General features: G+C 63.1%; 14 protein-coding genes and 1 pseudogene. 5 read left to right on the top strand and 10 right to left on the bottom strand.

Features of this window, described 5'->3' with window-relative positions; translation table 11 throughout:
- Positions 1-312: 312 nt before the first annotated feature.
- From OHA25_RS03455 to OHA25_RS03430, 6 genes are all read right to left on the bottom strand, one after another.
- Positions 313-588 carry a hypothetical protein gene (locus OHA25_RS03455; RefSeq protein ID WP_327586174.1) on the bottom strand — a complete coding sequence of 92 codons (276 nt, stop codon included), beginning with the start codon at positions 586-588 and terminating at the stop codon, positions 313-315.
- Between the two features lie 480 nt (positions 589-1,068).
- Positions 1,069-1,452 (bottom strand): NUDIX hydrolase, encoded by a 384-nt coding sequence (locus OHA25_RS03450; protein WP_327586173.1) that lies wholly within the window; start codon positions 1,450-1,452, stop codon positions 1,069-1,071.
- Positions 1,453-1,722: 270 nt separating this feature from the next.
- A complete protein-coding gene (locus OHA25_RS03445) occupies positions 1,723-2,595 on the bottom strand; it encodes a WD40 repeat domain-containing protein (RefSeq protein WP_327586172.1) in 873 nt (290 codons plus the stop codon).
- Positions 2,596-3,552: 957 nt separating this feature from the next.
- Positions 3,553-3,987 carry a VOC family protein gene (locus tag OHA25_RS03440; protein ID WP_138667703.1) on the bottom strand — a complete coding sequence of 145 codons (435 nt, stop codon included), beginning with the start codon at positions 3,985-3,987 and terminating at the stop codon, positions 3,553-3,555.
- A gap of 873 nt (positions 3,988-4,860) precedes the next feature.
- Positions 4,861-5,958, bottom strand: a complete 1,098-nt coding sequence (locus OHA25_RS03435; RefSeq protein WP_327586171.1) for a tyrosine-type recombinase/integrase — start codon at positions 5,956-5,958, stop codon at positions 4,861-4,863.
- 264 nt (positions 5,959-6,222) lie between these two features.
- A complete protein-coding gene (locus tag OHA25_RS03430; RefSeq protein ID WP_327586170.1) occupies positions 6,223-6,426 on the bottom strand; it encodes a helix-turn-helix transcriptional regulator in 204 nt (67 codons plus the stop codon).
- A gap of 676 nt (positions 6,427-7,102) precedes the next feature.
- Between OHA25_RS03430 and OHA25_RS03425 the strand changes: the two genes are divergently transcribed.
- Together OHA25_RS03425 and OHA25_RS03420 are read left to right on the top strand one after the other, a co-directional pair.
- Positions 7,103-7,717, top strand: coding sequence for a DUF6461 domain-containing protein (locus OHA25_RS03425; RefSeq protein ID WP_327586169.1), 615 nt, complete (start codon positions 7,103-7,105; stop codon positions 7,715-7,717).
- A 283-nt stretch (positions 7,718-8,000) separates the two neighbouring features.
- Positions 8,001-8,339 (top strand): hypothetical protein, encoded by a 339-nt coding sequence (locus OHA25_RS03420; protein ID WP_327586168.1) that lies wholly within the window; start codon positions 8,001-8,003, stop codon positions 8,337-8,339.
- Between the two features lie 508 nt (positions 8,340-8,847).
- Here the strand turns inward: OHA25_RS03420 and OHA25_RS03415 are convergent.
- The 3 genes from OHA25_RS03415 to OHA25_RS03405 all read right to left on the bottom strand — a co-directional run bounded on the left by OHA25_RS03415 (position 8,848) and on the right by OHA25_RS03405 (position 12,386).
- Positions 8,848-10,617, bottom strand: coding sequence for a hypothetical protein (locus OHA25_RS03415; RefSeq protein ID WP_327586167.1), 1,770 nt, complete (start codon positions 10,615-10,617; stop codon positions 8,848-8,850).
- A gap of 166 nt (positions 10,618-10,783) precedes the next feature.
- Complete coding sequence (locus tag OHA25_RS61090) at positions 10,784-11,140, bottom strand: cytochrome P450 (protein ID WP_442942163.1); 357 nt, start codon at positions 11,138-11,140, stop codon at positions 10,784-10,786.
- Between the two features lie 229 nt (positions 11,141-11,369).
- Positions 11,370-12,386: a hypothetical protein gene (locus OHA25_RS03405; protein ID WP_327586165.1), complete on the bottom strand. Its 1,017-nt coding sequence runs from the start codon at positions 12,384-12,386 to the stop codon at positions 11,370-11,372.
- A gap of 720 nt (positions 12,387-13,106) precedes the next feature.
- Here OHA25_RS03405 and OHA25_RS03400 point away from each other — a divergent pair.
- The 3 genes and pseudogenes from OHA25_RS03400 to OHA25_RS03390 form a co-directional block, all read left to right on the top strand.
- A pseudogene (locus tag OHA25_RS03400) lies at positions 13,107-13,214 on the top strand (IS5/IS1182 family transposase); the annotation flags it as partial.
- A gap of 20 nt (positions 13,215-13,234) precedes the next feature.
- Positions 13,235-13,606, top strand: a complete 372-nt coding sequence (locus OHA25_RS03395; protein WP_327586164.1) for a transposase — start codon at positions 13,235-13,237, stop codon at positions 13,604-13,606.
- A gap of 5 nt (positions 13,607-13,611) precedes the next feature.
- Positions 13,612-14,514, top strand: coding sequence for an IS3 family transposase (locus OHA25_RS03390; protein WP_327581748.1), 903 nt, complete (start codon positions 13,612-13,614; stop codon positions 14,512-14,514).
- 115 nt (positions 14,515-14,629) lie between these two features.
- Here OHA25_RS03390 and OHA25_RS03385 read toward each other — a convergent pair whose 3' ends face one another.
- A complete protein-coding gene (locus OHA25_RS03385) occupies positions 14,630-15,667 on the bottom strand; it encodes an RNA-binding protein (protein WP_327586163.1) in 1,038 nt (345 codons plus the stop codon).
- Positions 15,668-16,081: the final 414 nt, after the last annotated feature.

The following is a 16,081-nucleotide window of genomic DNA, read 5'->3' as shown; positions in this document are numbered from 1 at the left end:
AGGGGAGAATGCCCTGGTCAGCGCATGATCGCGACAGGACTGTAAAACCGTCGGCTCAGCCTACGCAAGTTCGAACCTTGCACACGCAGTAAGCGCAGCTCAGAGGCCCTACGGGGCCTCTTCTGCATTTCAGGGGTATGCAGCCCTGAGCGGCCGTTTGTCACTGGTCACGGGATATACGCGGGATGGATCATGAGACGTTTTCCCAGGTCGACGCCCATGATCCGGAGTATGCGCGGGATGGTGCGGTCCTGCAACGCCGAAAGGCCCCGGGGGGAAGCCGGAGCCCTTCGAGGTGTGCTGCTCGTGATCTCATGCGGTCAGCACGTCCGCTATCCGCTGGTTGACGATCTCCTCCTGACCGTCGATGCACTTGGCATAGACGCGCAGCAGGACATCCACCCCGTGGCCAGCACGGGTTGCCACCTCTGGAGCCGGTACGCCGCCGTTGAGCCAGAGCGAGACGGCCGCGTGCCGGAGGTCGTACGGTCGCCGAGCGAGCGGTGAGGCGACCTGGGCGGGGCTGAGAGCCAGGGTGCGGGCCTCCTGCCAGACCTCGGTGTAAGCCCGTCGAGGCGACCACCCCACCCCGTTCGCTGCAGAACAAACGCCCATCCGGGGCGATGCCGAACTCTTCGATGTGTTGCCGAAGGATCTTGACCAGTTCCGGCGGGATCGGAATCCGGCGGACATCATCCTCGCCCCGATGCTTGAGACCGCGCAGCTCGTGAGCATCTCCCGTGTCAGTCCACGGACGGTTCACCTCAGGACGCGAGCCGTCGAGCGTGAGCCGTCCCCAGCCTTGTGCCGGGAGGTAGCAGTCCTGCTCACGAAGACCGACCGCCTCGCCAGGCCGGAGGGCCGCGAAGTACATGCAGGCGAACATGGCCATCAACCGCTGTCCCCGCCCCTTTCCGCCACGCTGGCGCTTGCCGACGTAGGTGAGCGCCACGAGCAGCTCCCGGGCCTGGCGCGGGTTGACCACGACTCGTGGGTCCACTGTTTCGGTGGTCTTCGGAAGCTTCCACTTGATGCGGTGCAGCGGGTTGGAAGGCAGCTCTTCCAGCTCTACCGCGTACTCGAAGACGTGGTGCAGGACGGCACGCTTCCGCTTGATCGTGTTGGCCTTCTTGCCGTCGAGACGCAGCGGGTCTCCTCTTCCACCTCCCGGATAGCGGTCACCATCGGATCCTCACCGGCCTCGACGAGCCCGCCAGGAAGCTCCCACCCCCACCGGTCGAACACGAACCGATGCCGCCACATCAGGAGGACGCGGTCTTGCTCATCCAGCACGACGGCGATCGCTGCCCGGTCCAGATGCACCACGTGATGCTCGAACCGCTCCCCGCCGGGGATCTCCACATCGGCCAGCCCCAACCGAATCCATCGGTTGTCATAGACCAGCCGCTCCCCATGCACGACCCAGCGCGTCAGCTCAGCGTCATCAGCCACACCGCGAAGCTATCGTCTTACTGGCCCCCGGTACATGGCTTCCAGCCGAGATAGCACGTCACCATGTGCCAGACCTCTAGTGATTAGATCCTCTTTCTGCCTTATCAAGAACCCGTCATTGCTTCTACGGTGACATATCTCCGCCCAGTAGTCGCTTTTCTCCTCGGCTGGATAGCACTCAACGAAGTCCGGGACCCCGTTGCCGCCCTCGGCACACTAGCAGTCCTCTTCGGACTTGCTCTCACTCGACTAAGTCAAAAATGACAGATCTTAGTATGGGCCGAGCCCCCACAACCTCATGGAAGCGTCGTAGCCGCTAGAAAGAATAACTCTAGCTCCGTCACGGCGTTGACCGATGGCTACCGTCCAAACCGGATCAGTGTGACCACGCAGAACGCGTAGAAGCTTGCCAGTGTCCAAATTCCAAACGCGTATGGTTTTGTCTCCGCTCGACGACACAATCACGCGTGTGCCGTCACAGCTCCGTCCAAGCGCTACCGACATAACGAGATCGTTGTGACCTCTTAGCGGCTTTCCAATCAGCGTGCCAGAGTCGAGATCCCATACACGTACAGTTCCATCGCTACTTCCCGACACGATCACTCGCGTTCCGTCACTTTGTTTTCCGATGCGAACTGCAAGCACCTCGGCAGTGTGACCTCGCAATGGGCGACCTAGCTGCCTGCCGGTGTCCAGATTCCATATTCGGAGAGTATGGTCATAGCTTCCCGAAACGATAACCTTGGTGCCGTTGCTGCGCTGCCCGGTTGCTAGTGCTTCCACGTAGTCAGCATGACCTTTAAGAGGCTTGCTCAGTTCTCGTTGTGTCTCCATATCCCAGATGTGCACCATGTTGTTGCTGTCGCCGGAAACAATGACTCCACGTCCGTCGCTACGCTTCCCAACTGCCACCGCTTCAACATACTCGGCGCCTGTATCAATCGCTTTGCCGACCGGTTCTCCTGTATTTGGATCCCATATCTGGACCGCACCGTCCCAATCGCCAGCGACGAAAATGGGCGTACCATCTCTTCGATGCCCCACGGCTAGGGTGTCGACTTGGGCATCCACGCGAAGCGGAGCCCCTATTCGCTTACCCGTATCCAGATCCCACAGGTAAATACGGTCCTCATAATCGTCCATGCTTCCAGATATGGCGACGTTCCTGCCGTCGCCATGTTGGGTAATTGCGATCGAAGTGGCCCTGACCTTAACGTCCCTCCAGGGCTTTCCTGAAATTCTTTCCTCTAGTCCGCAATTAAAATGGGACCGAGGATTCAGTAAATGTGAAACAGTGTCGACATGGGCAGCGAGTGACGTGCTTCGGGTGTGATCAAACGACGAAGTGGCGGGAAGGCTGAATGTGTATAAGAGAATAAGGCTAAAAGCGCTTAATGCTGGCCGGGAAGCCATCGCTCGTCGAGTCATCCACATAGGAGCCCCAAATCCCATCGTTTAGTGATGAGTACGATAGCGGTCCGGATTCGTGAGCGCGAGAGGACATGTCGCCGATGCTGTCCGGTCCATGGCTGATCGGAGGGTTCCGGTTGTGCAGTCGTACACTGCCGAATAGCTCTTGTAGGGATCAAGCGGCGGCGCGGCGCGCCGCCGTACCTCCGGCCCTCCGCCCGCCCGCCGTCCGGGCGTGCGGCCTGGGGGCCGGTCCCGGACGGTGGCGGGACACCGGGCCGGGCACCGCACGCCGGCCCCGCCGCACTTCCCGAACGCGCCGACCGGGGTTGCCGCGCCGCCGCACAGATGCAGCCCTACGATCGCCACTGCATGGCTGGACGCCGCACATGGTTGGGGGCGATCGACGATCCGGGGTTCGTTCCTCACCCTGGCTCACCGAGGAACGTGGCTGATCACCGCGTGCAGTCGCCCGGCTCAGCCCGCTGGGCCACGCCCACGTGAATTTCCTGGGCCGCTATGCCATCGCTTCGTCCGGGCCTTCCGATGGGCTGCGCGAACTCGGCGAGATCCCCGATCTTCCCGAGATCAACAGCGGCGCGGTGCGAAGGGAGAGCTGACGGACAGCCTTCCCCGTGGGAGCCGATCAGCGAGTCAGGTCTGTGTCGCGTTCAACGAGGTAGACGTTCGTCAGCTCAGGCAGAACTCGTTGCCCTCGATGTCCTGCATCACGAGGCACGACTCGTTTTCTTCATCGGCGGGCAGGAGCCGCACGCGTTTCGCGCCGAGAGGGATCAATCGTGCGCATTCGGCCTCGAGGGTTGCCAGGCGCTCTGCACCGACGAGTCCGGTGCCGACCCGCACGTCAAGGTGCAGCCGATTCTTGACGACCTTGCCTTCGGGGACGCGCTGGAAGTACAGCCGCGGACCGACACCCGAGGGGTCGCTGCATGCGAACCATGAGTCCCGCTGCTCGGGCGGCAGCGTGCGATTGAAGTCGTCCCAACTGGCGAACCCCTCAGGCGGTGCCGGCGCGACGTACCCCAACACCTCGCACCAGAAGCGACCGACACGCTCAGGTGAAGCGCAATCGAAGGCGACTTGAATCTGCTTAACGGATACCATGGAAAAATCCTTCCATAGATCACTATGCATGCCGTAATCGCCCACCGTGCACCCGGCCAGATTGGCGAAGTCCTGAAAAGATCCACAGCGCCAGTCTGAACGCCTCGCCCGTCGAAGGGTTGCGAGATAACCTTCGTTATCTGGCAAGACCAAGATCGAATGGCCATGGTGAGCAGGGAATCATCCCTCGCCTTGCGCGATCCTGACGCCGACGACTCCGACGACGAGGATTGATGGGGATGCCCCCGCGCCGGGTCCCGAACATCTCCGCGCCCAGGGGGGTGCCCGTCAAGGACGAGGACGTATGGGCGGTTCCATCAGGGTTGGGTGCGCGCTGAAGGCGGTCGTCCAGGTAAGCAAGATCTGGAACATGTGCGGATTGTGACCAGCAGTCGACCAGGACGACGGCACGAAACCCAAGGTCATAGCCGCAGCGGCCCGAAGATGGACCTTCCACTTTTAATCCGCAGGCTCCGGGGATGATCGTGCATCGTTCCGCCTCGCGGGATATACGCGGGATGATCTTCCCTAGTAGAGGAAGGGCGAGAACTGTACCCCGAGGTGAGAGGCCTGGTGCAGTCAGTAACGTCTGCCCGCTGTAAAACCGTCGGCTCAGCCTACGCAAGTTCGAACCTTGCACCTGCCACAAACAGTAAGCGCAGCTCAGAGGCCCTACGGGGCCTTTTCTGCATTTCGGGGGTATGCAACCGGGAGCCGCTCTGAGCGGCCGTTTGTCGCTGGTCGCGCCATTTACGTGCAATGATCTTGAGGGCGTTTCCCCAGGTCGAGCAAGGCTTTCCGCGGGCGGAGGGGTTCCTGAGACGTGAACGAGCCCCGGAGATCATCCGGGGCTCGATTTCTAGGAGTGGCATGTCATGCCGCCAATGCGTCGTCTATCCGTCGATTCGCGATCTCTTGATGGCCATCGATGCACTTGGCGTAGACCCGGAGGAGGACATCGACGCTGTGCCCCGCACGTTCGGCCACCTCTGGGGCCGGAACTCCCGCGTTGAGCCGGAGCGAGACGGCCGCGTGCCGGAGGTCGTACGGCCGTTTGGCGAGCGGAGAGGCGACCTGGGCGGGCGTGAGGGCCAGCTTGCGGGCTTCCTGCCAGACCTCGGTGTAAGCCGTCGAGGCGACGACGCCGCCGCGTTCGCTCTGAAAGAGCCGCCTGTCCGGGCCAAGGCCGAACTCGTCGATGTGTTGCCGAAGGATCTTCACCAGAGTCGGCGGGATGGGGACAGGACGCACGTCGTCACGTCCGCGATGCTTCAGCCCGCGCTCCTCGTGGGCATCCCCGGTGTCCGTCCACTGCCTGTTGACTTCGGGCCGGGACACGTCGATGAGCAGGCGTCCCCAGCCGGTTGCCGGAAGGTCGCAGTCCTCCCTGCGGAGGGCGATGGCCTCAGCGGGGCGCAGAGCCGCGTAGTACATACAGGCGAACAGGGCCATGAGTCGCCGGCCGCGGCCCCGCCTGCCCACGTAGGTCACCGCGGTCAGCAGCTCCTGGGCCTGCCGAGGGTTCACCACGATCCGACGCTCTACCGTCTCGGTTGTCTTGGCGGGTTTCCACTTGATCCGGTGCAGCGGATTTGCCGAAAGCTCTTCCAGCTCTACGGCGTACTCCAAGAGCGCGTGCAGGACAGCCCGCTTGCGCCTAATTGTGTTGGCGCTGGCGGCCTTGCCGTCGAGCCGGAGCGCGATCGCGTCGAGCGCCAGCCGGACGGTCTTGGCCTCTCCGAGGGCGGCCAGATCGAGCGAGGCACCTTCGAGCCAGCGAATCGCCCGTGCCACGTCCGGGGGAGCAGCAGGGCGCTTGCTCTCAGGAAAGAGCGCGTACTTGCGCAGGGCCGGCCGCAGCGACCCGACGTCAGGGCGTCCTGGGCGATCCTTCACGAGGGCGGGGAGTGCTGTCGCGAGGGCATCCGAGATGCTGTCGCGGGTCTTGGCCGCCGCATGAGGCCACTTCATCTCTATGTACGCCCGGACGAAAGTCAAAGATCGTCCGGGCGCTCTTGGCCTGCAACATGGACAGGGGGAGTCCCGTCTCCATGTCGCACAGCTCGCCACGCTTGGCCGCCTGCCGGAGGTCGGACAAGAGGCTCTCCGCGAGTGCTTTGGTCCTGAGAGTCTTCGACTTCTGCCGACCGCCGACCTTCCAGCGAACGACGAAGGAGGGCGTCTTGCTCGACTCGTTCCGGGTGATCGTCCAGAACTTCACGTTGTAGGAGATGATCACGCAGCCTCCCGGAGGCTTTCCAACCAGGCTGTGAGTTCGTTGCGGTAGATGCGGATCTCCCCGTTGGGCAGCTTGAAGCCCTGGGGTGCCTTGCCGATCTCTCGCCAGCGATAGAAGGTCCGGCGCGAGATGCCGCCGAGTGCGTCAAGGCGGCGGCGCACGCGCCGCCGCGCCGCCGCGCTGCCCGCGCCCGCCCGCATGCTGCGCGTGCGGCCTGGGGGCCGTTCTCGCGCGCGACGCGCGCGGGCCGCTACGCATGGCGACCGGGCTCGTCCTGAACCTCATGCGGGTAGTGCCCGTAGTGCCGTTGACGCCAACGCTCGAAGTAGCCGATGCCCATCATGCTCACTCCCGCGAAGGCCGCAATGCAGAGGCAGAAGAGCAAGGTAGACAGAGCGAAGGCGTACTTCCATCCCGTCGTGGCACCGACCAACAAAAGGACGCCGAAGAGGCCACCGACGGCAGCGCTGGCGAGTAATCCCAGGCGCACAGGATGGGCCGCAGAGAACCGCCGACCACGATGCGGTTCAGTACCGCCACCAGATGACGCATCTACTCGCCAGAACCAGTCCGCAAGTAGCCTCAACAAGCGCACAGCGAACCCCTTTCATGCCTCTGGCGGGGCGCTCCGGCTCCGGGATGATGGCCGTGCCGTGTGCCAGGCCGTGAGTGGCTGAGGTGGAAACCTGATCATCCCGCCCACCATCGACCCGGGACAAGCCGAGCAGACCAGGGCCACGGGGCCAAGGTCGTTCGTCCGGCAGGGCGCTCCACCTTGACCCCGTGGCCCTGCCCGCTGCCCCTTCAGGTGGGTCGACGGCAGACGGGATGATCAGGCAGGCAGGCGGAGGTGTAGGTAAGAATGATCGTGCCGCCGTGGCTGTCGGAGCCGTCTGCAAGGATTCCCGCAGCTATGAAGTGGGAGGGAATGCGATGAGCAGTGCATCAGCCGCGGATTACGTCTGGCTTCGCGATGCATGGACGGATGGCGTCGGCACCACGATTCTGTGCATCAACTTCGTACGGAGGTTGTCCCCTGCGGATGCGCTGCGGCGAATCAAGGTTACTCCGGGCACCTCCGGAGAGTACGGAGTCGAAGCCTACTCGGCTGAGGGTGGGACCGTCCTGGCCGAGAGTGGGTGGGCAACCAAGTACGTCACCAACGTGGCGGAGCCATTGTCCTTAGGCACAGCAGTGGCCACGGTTTTTGCTGACCTCAAGAGCGCGGATTTCACCTACGAGGCCAACGAGCAACTGATCACCACGTTCAGCCTGTACAGCTACCGGTTCCGCGAGGGCAACGATCCTGACAGATTCCTCACCGACGTGCGTGAGCTCGGGCTGTACCCAGACGACGACGGATACGCCGAAGGTCCCATCTCCAGCGCCCTCGCCTTGGCTTCACGGGCCACCGGTGTACGTCTCTCACACAGCCAGTACGCCAGGCCCACACTGACCGGTTCGACCGACCATTTATACCCTTCCTGGTGAGGTCAGAGCCTTGATCGCCGTGCCATTACCCCGGTGACGAGGGGTCAACCACGGTCATTCACGACCGGCCTCAGCCGCAGGTAATCGGCCCCTACATGCCAAGATCCCTGCGATTCCCAAGCTGACAGTGCGGGTCCGGTAGGCCCTGCTACTCGCGTGCGTGTAGAGGCTCAACCAGGATGAGTATCAGCAGAGCGGTTCCCGAACATCGACCTGTTCGCCCTTGATCCGCGACAATCCCTGTGTGGGTGTCTTATTCAGGTCGGCCTTAGCGGGCTCCGCGGTGGCGGTCTCATTACTGCTCCTCTTCCGCTACTGGCCTACATACGACTCGGATGGCGAGGTCGCGCTGGTGTTGGCGCTGGTGTTGGCGCCCTTCCCGCTCAGCCTGCTGGCCGCGCTGCTGGCCCGACTGCCAGGCTGGCCAATCGTTGGGCTGGTGGCACCCTTCGCCATGCTGGCGGTCTTCTTCGTTCAGCCGACGTACGACTCCTGGCTGCCCGATGAGCGCCTCGCGCGCTACATCCCCGTGGCGGTCCCGGTTGTGGCCGGCTTCATGCTCACGGCCATGCTTTGCGCGCTGATCGTCGGAAGGGTCTACAAGTCCGTCGAGAGAGGATGAGGCGTGACGCCGGTCGCAGTGCAATATGCGTGCAATGATCATGGGCCTCATGGCAGCGAGACATGGTCATGCCGCAGGTGGAAGGCCAACTCTCGGCCGCAACGGTCACGCGCTGTAAAACCGTCGGCTCAGCCTACGCAAGTTCGAACCTTGCACCTGCCACCAGCAGTAAGTGCAGCTCAGAGGCCCTACGGGGCCTCTTCTGCATTTCAGGGGTGTGCAGCCAGATGCAGCCCTGAGCGGCCGTTTGTCGCTGGTCACGGGATACACGCGGGATGGATCACGAGGCGTTTCCGCAGGTGGACGCCCATGCTCCGGGTCACGTCCACGGACGTGACCTGGCACGCTACGCAGCTGCGCGGAAACCGCACCCTGCGAACCGCTCGACAGATCAAGTGCCGCTGGACATCGGCGGTGATGATCTCGCGCAGGTGGTGGCTGGTAAATGCCCAGCTTTCCAGGTGCGGCTCTGTACGGTCAACTGCGGTTGACCGTACAGAGCCTGCGGTTACCCGAGCTGGCCTCGAACCGTGACCCCTTGGTCTGCTTGCGCCGGAAGGGAGGCGGCGTCTCCGTCCCATCGGACGGTGTAGGTGTACTGGCCGCCCGCGGGGGGCGTGTCGGCGAAGGTGAATGATCCATCAGCAACAGGTGCTATTGCCGGCAAAACGGCGGTAAAGGTTCCTGCGCGGTTGGTGAAGGTGCGTTCTATCGTTAGGGAGGTGCCCGCTGGGGTTGCCTGTGCGCCGGTGTTCAGAGTGCCGCTGAACTGGAGCTGTTTGCCCGCGACTCCGGTCTCCGGCCCAGACAGGGTGAGCGACGACTGGTGCTTGGTCACGGTGACGGTCGCCGATGCCCTGCTCCACCGGAAGTCCGCGCTGCCGTCCCAGAGCACGTCGTAGGTGACCGCCCCGCTGACGGGTGGGCTGTCGGTGAAGGTGAATGTACCGTTCTCGCCGGTCGTCGTACCGGCGAGCGTCGTTCTGGCGCCATCGGGCAGGCGCCGGGTCACCACGAGCGTCTGCGCTCCAGGAGCCGACCCGCCAGGCAGCGTCAGGCGGCCGGTCAAGGTGACTGGTTTGTAGGCGGTCCCCGTGGAAGGTGCCGTCAGGGTCATCGCGGACGCCGGGAGCATGCCGCCGTGCACTCTCCAGAGGTGCCAGCGGCTGGTGTAGCCATCCCACAGCAGCCCGTAGATGTCGGTGCCCGAGAAGGCGAGACTCCCTGCCACGAGCTCACCGGCCGGGTTCGCGTAGGTGTAGAGCGGCTCAGCCGTCTTGTCCATGGCGTAGACCGCGATGTCCTCAGGGCCGCTGGTGTTCGCCACTCCGCCCACGAAGTAGGCGCCGTCCGGACTGATCGCGACAGCCCGCGTGTGCGTCGGCACCTCGCCGTAAGTGCGGACCCTGGTCAGGCTGGTGGTATCCCAGCCATCGAACCGGTATAGACCGCCGAGCGTCGGGAAGACCATCGAGCCGTCCGAGGTGATGGCGAGATCTCTCAGCCTGGACAGCCCGTTCGTCTGGCCGGAGATGACGCCTCGCAGGGTGGCGGTGGCGCCGCTCAAGTCGTACACGTACAGGTCGGGCACGCTCCTCCCCGGGTCGCCGATCACCAGCGTATTCCCGGCGGCTACCAGCAACGGGGGGTCGAGCATGCCATCCGTCTCGATCGGGACCGGCTCCGGCGACGCCTGCGACATGTCCAGGCTGAAGACCCCTCTGTTCAAGTCGGAGCAGCCGTACGCGACCCAGAGCCGGGTGCCGGAGAGCGACATGTTCGTTGCGCACGGGTATGAGGACAGATCGATCTGCCTGATGGCGGTGAGATCCGCGGTGTCGTATTCAGCCAGCTGATTCGAACCGGGCAAGGTCGCGTACAAACGGGTGCCGTCGGGGGTGGTGACCACGCGCGAGACACTGGGAAAGCCGGTGATGGCGCCGGTGACCGTGCCATGGGAATCCGTGACGATGATCCGGTCGCTCGCAGAGATGAAGAGCTTGCCACCGCCTGCGGCCAGATCACCGCCGCCGCCCGGGCGATCGCCAAGATATGTGGTGAAATCGGCGGCCGAGGCGGCAGGTGCCATGGCGACGCCGAGGCCGGCCATCACGATCAAGGCACTGCCGAGTGCGACCAGCCGGCGAGTCAGCCGGATGATCAAGGTTTGGTTCGATCTATCGCGGTGCGGTCGTCGCGGTGAAAGGGAATGGGTGTCTCCTGCAGAGGCGATCAGATGTCGATTGCCGGAAAATGCTTCGCGTAAGTCATTGATCACAGAGAAGGATCTAGCCATACACGATCAAACCAGTCAAGCATGACAGGAACTCATGTTTGACATCACGAGCCGTTGGTCTGGCGCGGTTCGGTCAGGCGATCCAGCGCCGGCGCCTTGCTGCCCGTGCCGCACTTGGCGTCTGATCATCGTAGCGTCTAGCGCGTGATCATGAGCTTGCGGACGCCGTAGTTGGTGCCGGTGAAGTCCATGGGCACTTCTTCCTGGGCGGTGGCCAGGCGCAGGTAGGGGAAGCGCTGGAAGAGCTTGGGCAGGACGGTCTTCCGTTCGGCGCGGGCGACGTTCTGGCCGAGGCGGCATGGACGCCATAGCCAAAGCCCAGGTGGCGGACGATTTTACGGTCGATGTCCATGGCATCGGGGTTGTCGAAGGCGCGGAGGTCGCGGTTGGCGGCGTTCATGACGACCACGACCAGGTCTCCCTTCTTGATCTGGGCGCCGGCGATTTCGAGGTCTTCCTTGGCGACCCGGCGGAGGCCGAACTGGACGGTCGTCAGGTAGCGCATCAGCTCTTCGACATCGGGCCCGAGCTTCTCCGGGTGCTCCATGATTTCTCGGCGCTGCGCGTCGTGGGTGAGGGTGGAAAGGGCCCATCATGGCGGCGGTGGTGTCGTGGCCGGCGCACAGCAGCAGTACGCCGATACGCCGTGATCGCCCGGCGGTGACCACACTCGTCAAGGTCGCGACGCAGCTCTTCCTCCAAGTCAAACCTGCGTGCGACCACACGCCGCCGTCTCACTGAAAGTCATCGAAGAGCAGCACACTCCGAGGTCGATCTGTTCGAATTCCCCGGTTCTTGGCGAGACGCTGTTTGGCCACGTTATAGGACCAGGCATGGGTTGCTACTTTCTTTTCTATTCCGAAGTGCTTCCCTGTCGCCACTTCTAGCACGCGATGATATTCCTCTTGCAGTTCCCAGGAGGATCCGGAGAAGTCGAGATCGGTCCAGCCGTATAGGTTTCGCAGCTCGAACTTAACTGCAGCAATGAAGGCCATGTCTGACCGATCCTGCTTTTCGGTTCGCGAGCCAAGGGCACGCATCCATTCTTTTACATCTTCTGGGGCGCTCTCCCACTTGCTACCGGAGTCCCTCATTTCCGCATAGTCTGCCCATGCCCAAAATGCCTCTGCATCTGCAATATCCGGAGCCTGGCCATGATGTTCCTGGCATGACAATGCAAAATTCCGGACGTTCATCGAACCCCCCAAAGCGGTGGGAACTACATGGGCGCGCTCTGCGGGGGTTCGCCAGCACACCAGGCAACATGCCTCACTCATCCCTAGGTAATCTGCTATCGCCTTCTTGGAAGGAGGGGTTTTACGGTCACTGGTGTCGGCTTCTCTCGATCGTATTGTTAGAAGATCCACGTCGTACCAGAAGTCGTCCTCGCCATCTGGATAGGCGATGATTACCTTATCCGGTAGATCGTTTAGTTGTCTTTGACTATTTCGGACTTTATATAGCGGCGTAGTAACTTCCGTTAGATATGGAAGAAGAAAATCGAGCAGGAAGTTCTGCATTATTTCGAACGAGTCGTGATCGTAGCCTCCTGCGTCGTTTCTGTGGCCTTGAATCCTTAGGTAAAGGAAGCGTGGTGCGCCAGGCTTAGTCTGTTCTGCCTTTTGTACGACTGCAAAGATTCGATGGGCGCATCGCTCGAAGTTCTCGTATACCGCCATGTCGTGCAGAAGGGCGATCCCCTTGCGATCTGTGCCTTGAAGTTGAAGAACCTTGCGCTTTTTTCTCGCCACGCTTCCCTCCCTGCTGCGCGGAGACACATGGTGCCAGATGTCACTGACAAGATCCTGCCGACCTCTAAAGAGGGGTGCGATCGTCTCGGTGAAGTAGGCCTGGGCATCGTGAACCTGTACGAAAGGGCTACGAAGGCTAGGGCGAGGGGGCGGTCCGCAATGCCTGCATCTGTGTACTTCAAAAGATCTTGGCAGGCTCGCGGGCTGGAGAGGCCGGGGGTACGAGACGCTAACGGCAATGGCGGCGAATGCATGTCTCGCTCTCACGATCCGTGCAATATCTGTGCAATGATCACGAGCTGTAAAATTGCCGGCTCAGTCTACGCACGTTTGAACCTTGCACCTGCCACACCAGCGGGAAGAGGTCCGTGACCAGTGGAAACGCGGTGGCGGGCCTCTCGCTTTGTGCCCGGCCGTCTACGGCGATCAACGGTGGGCTACAGCCGTCCGCGGCTAATGCGCGGCCAAGTTTGAGGGCCAGGTCGCATCCCCGGAACGCTGATCTGCCTTGTCTGCTGGGACGGCGGAGGCAACAGGTGTAGCGGATGTACTTGATGCATGCTCGCCGGTCGGCAACGGAGCCTGGAGGAGGGTGGGCCGGTGGAGGAGGCCTAAGCCGATCGTAGGTAGGGCGGGAGACTGTCTCGCTGATGGATTGGTGACCATCGGAGGGGATGACGAGCCATGGCTCGGGGAAGGGGCCACCGCACCGCCAGCGGCTCACGATGGTGCAAGCCGACCCTTGGCCAGCAGGCATTACTGGTGCTGGCGCACCTGCGCAACGGCGACACTTCCGCCCGCTGGGCTTCCCCTCGTAGCGTGGAGACCGAACCAAGAGAGGTTTGGTCGTGGCAGGAACCACGAGGCGTCGCTTTGATCCGGAGTTCCGGGCTGGGGCGGTGAGGATCGTCAAGGAGACCGGCAAACCCGTCGCGCACATAGCGCGGGATCTGGGTATCAACGAGTACACGCTGTACAACTGGGTGCAGATGGACCGGCACTCAACAGGGCAGGTCGGGCGCGACGGCAATGGAGGCGGCAAGCTGAAGGAGTCCGAGCAGGAGGAACTGGCGCGACTGCGGCGGGAGAAAGCCGAGCTGGTCAAGCAGCACGCCAAGGACAAGGCCGCCTGGGAGAGGGAGCGCGCCGAGTTGGAGGACGAGCGTGATGTCCTCAAACGATCCGTGGTCCTATGGGTCAAGGACTCGCTGAACCGATAACTGTGGTGGAGTTCATCGAGTCCCAAAGGGCCGAGTTTGGTGTCCCCCACACGATCTGTTTCCGTGCGCTGGGAGTATCGCCCTCGTGGTTCTACAAATGGAAGAACCGGAGGCCAACAGCTCGGGAAGAGCGGCGCGTCCATCTGGACGAGGAGATCAACCGGCACTTCGCCGCCTCCGGTGGCACCTACGGGTCGCCGCGCATCACCCAGGACCTGAGGTCCGAGGGCTGGAAGCTGTCGGAGAACACCGTGGCCAAGCGGATGGCCGAACTCGGCTTGGCCGGGCGGAGGCCGAAGAAGCCGCGCTCGCTGACCCGTCAGGGCAAGCGGCCGGCCGCGCCGGATCTGGTGCGGCGGAAGTTCACCGCGGTCGCTGCGGACGTGCTGTGGGTCGGCGACGTCACGATGATCCGCACCGATGAGGGGCCGCTGTACTTGGCCTCGGTTGAGGACCTGTTCTCCCGCCGGCTGCTCGGCTACGCCATGTCCGAGCACCATGACGCGGCGCTGACGGTCGCCTCACTGCAGATGGCCGTGGTCACGCGCGGTGGTGACGTGGACGGGGTGATCTTCCACTCGGATCGTGGATCGGAGTACACCGCTGCCCGCTACCAGGCCGAATGCCGGAAGCACAGAGTGGTGCAGTCCATGGGCCGGGTCGGGTGCGCGCTCGACAACGGAGCCGCCGAGTCGCTCAACAGCACGCTGAAGGTCGAGTTCGTATACCGGCACCGCTTCCGCACCCGGGCGGAGGCCCGGCTGAAGATTGCGACCTGGATCGCAGACTTCTACAACGTCAAGCGCAGGCACAGTGCCAACGACGGGCTGCCGCCTGTCACATTCGAGCATCAGATGATCGAGAAGCGGCAAGCGTCAACGGGCCTGCTGAGGGCCGCTGTGGCATAGAACCGTCTCCACGGTTTGAGGGGATTGACACCGCCTGGCCACCGCAGCCCTCTCCGGAGCTGGCCCCAGACATCCGATCTGCCTAAGCTGACAACTCCTCTATGGGCGGTGAGCGTTAGGGCATCCAACGTGCGCGGAGCACGCCATCGGGGTCGGGTATCACGGCGGCCATCAGCGGGGTTCGTTCGTCGGCGTAGCCGGAAAGAATCATCACGGCGTGGGCATCGGCCAGCATGGCGGGCAGTGCTGGATAGTCGGCGTCGTCGACTGTCAGGCTGGTGATGTGCCCCTGAGAGTTCTGCCAGACGATCTCAACGAGGCCATCGTCGGGAAGGCCGGCAAGGACTGCGTCCACGTCTGTCGATAAGTCGTCGGGCCAGACAAGCAGCCTGGCCCGCGGGGCGAGCCGGGTCCGTGTCGGGGCAACCTCGTCGAGGGTGATGCGGTGCCAGCGCGAGGCGTTGGAGAGATAGCCCTCCTCAAGCACCACCGCGCCTTGCTTGCTGATGAGAGCATCCAGCTCGGCCCAGAATGCGTCGTCGGCGGGGCGTCGCCGCGCAGGATCGTCTTCATCGAGTTGCGGGTCGTACGGTGACTGGTTGATCGGTTCGGCAAAGAGTCCACGCTGGTGGGTGAGTGCCACCGCGCGCGGGCACGGTAGCGCGCTGCCGACATAGACGTACTGGTCGTAACCGACGTGGACGAAGAACTGGTCCCCGGCCTCCAAGCGACACCAGGCACCGTTGTCGCGCAGCATCGCCCGGACCAGCTCCAGGGCGACGGACATTGGCGCCCGCGCGCCGTCGTGGTAACCCGTCAGGTCGGGTGGGAACAGCCCGGCCAGGCCGTGACCGTCGATCGGAGAGGCTGCACCGAAGTTGACGAAGCCGGTCACCCCCGGGTCTCGGATGGTGAGGTGGGTGATGCCGGTTTCTTCGGCGAAAGCGGCCACAGACGCCAGGTAGGCCGCTTCCACCGGGCCGTGGTCGCTGTACTCGTTCTCGGCACCGATGTAGTAGCCCTTTTCATTGCGGTCGGCCGGGTCGTACTTCGTTACGCGGTAGACGTGGAGTCTTATGTCAGTCCGGTCATCGGCGGGATGGACCTGCGGTGATGATGCTCGTGAGCCAGGACCGGCCATGGGAACGTTCACGGTCCCCATTTTGGCGGAAGGTCTGCACTTTCCATGACGCTCAAACATCAGTCGGGATAAGCGCTGGACAACGCACTAATGGAATCGCAGATCGGCCCTCTACAAGGCCGAGCTGATCAAACCCCGCGGCCCTGGCGCAGCCTGACCGAGGTGGAATTGGCACGCCGAATGGGTCGACTGGAACCCCTGAGCTCTCTATCGAAGCCGGGGCTGTTCAGTACAGCGCCGCTGGCGTTGCGTGGGACAACTGCTGGCGCAGGTGGGTGGTGAGGTGACCAGACCGCCTGGCATAGCGATGAATCCATCCGTCAGGCGGTGGCCGGCGGAGCCTTCTCGACGATCATCAACGGTCCCGGCCAGCTGCTGCTCGCCGTCGGCTTCTGGGCGGCTGGAGTCGCGTACGCACGCAGGCGG

The sequence above is a fragment of the Nonomuraea sp. NBC_00507 genome (assembly GCF_036013525.1).
In the GTDB taxonomy this organism is placed as follows: Bacteria; Actinomycetota; Actinomycetes; order Streptosporangiales; family Streptosporangiaceae; genus Nonomuraea.
This window is presented reverse-complemented; position numbering and strand designations above follow the sequence as displayed.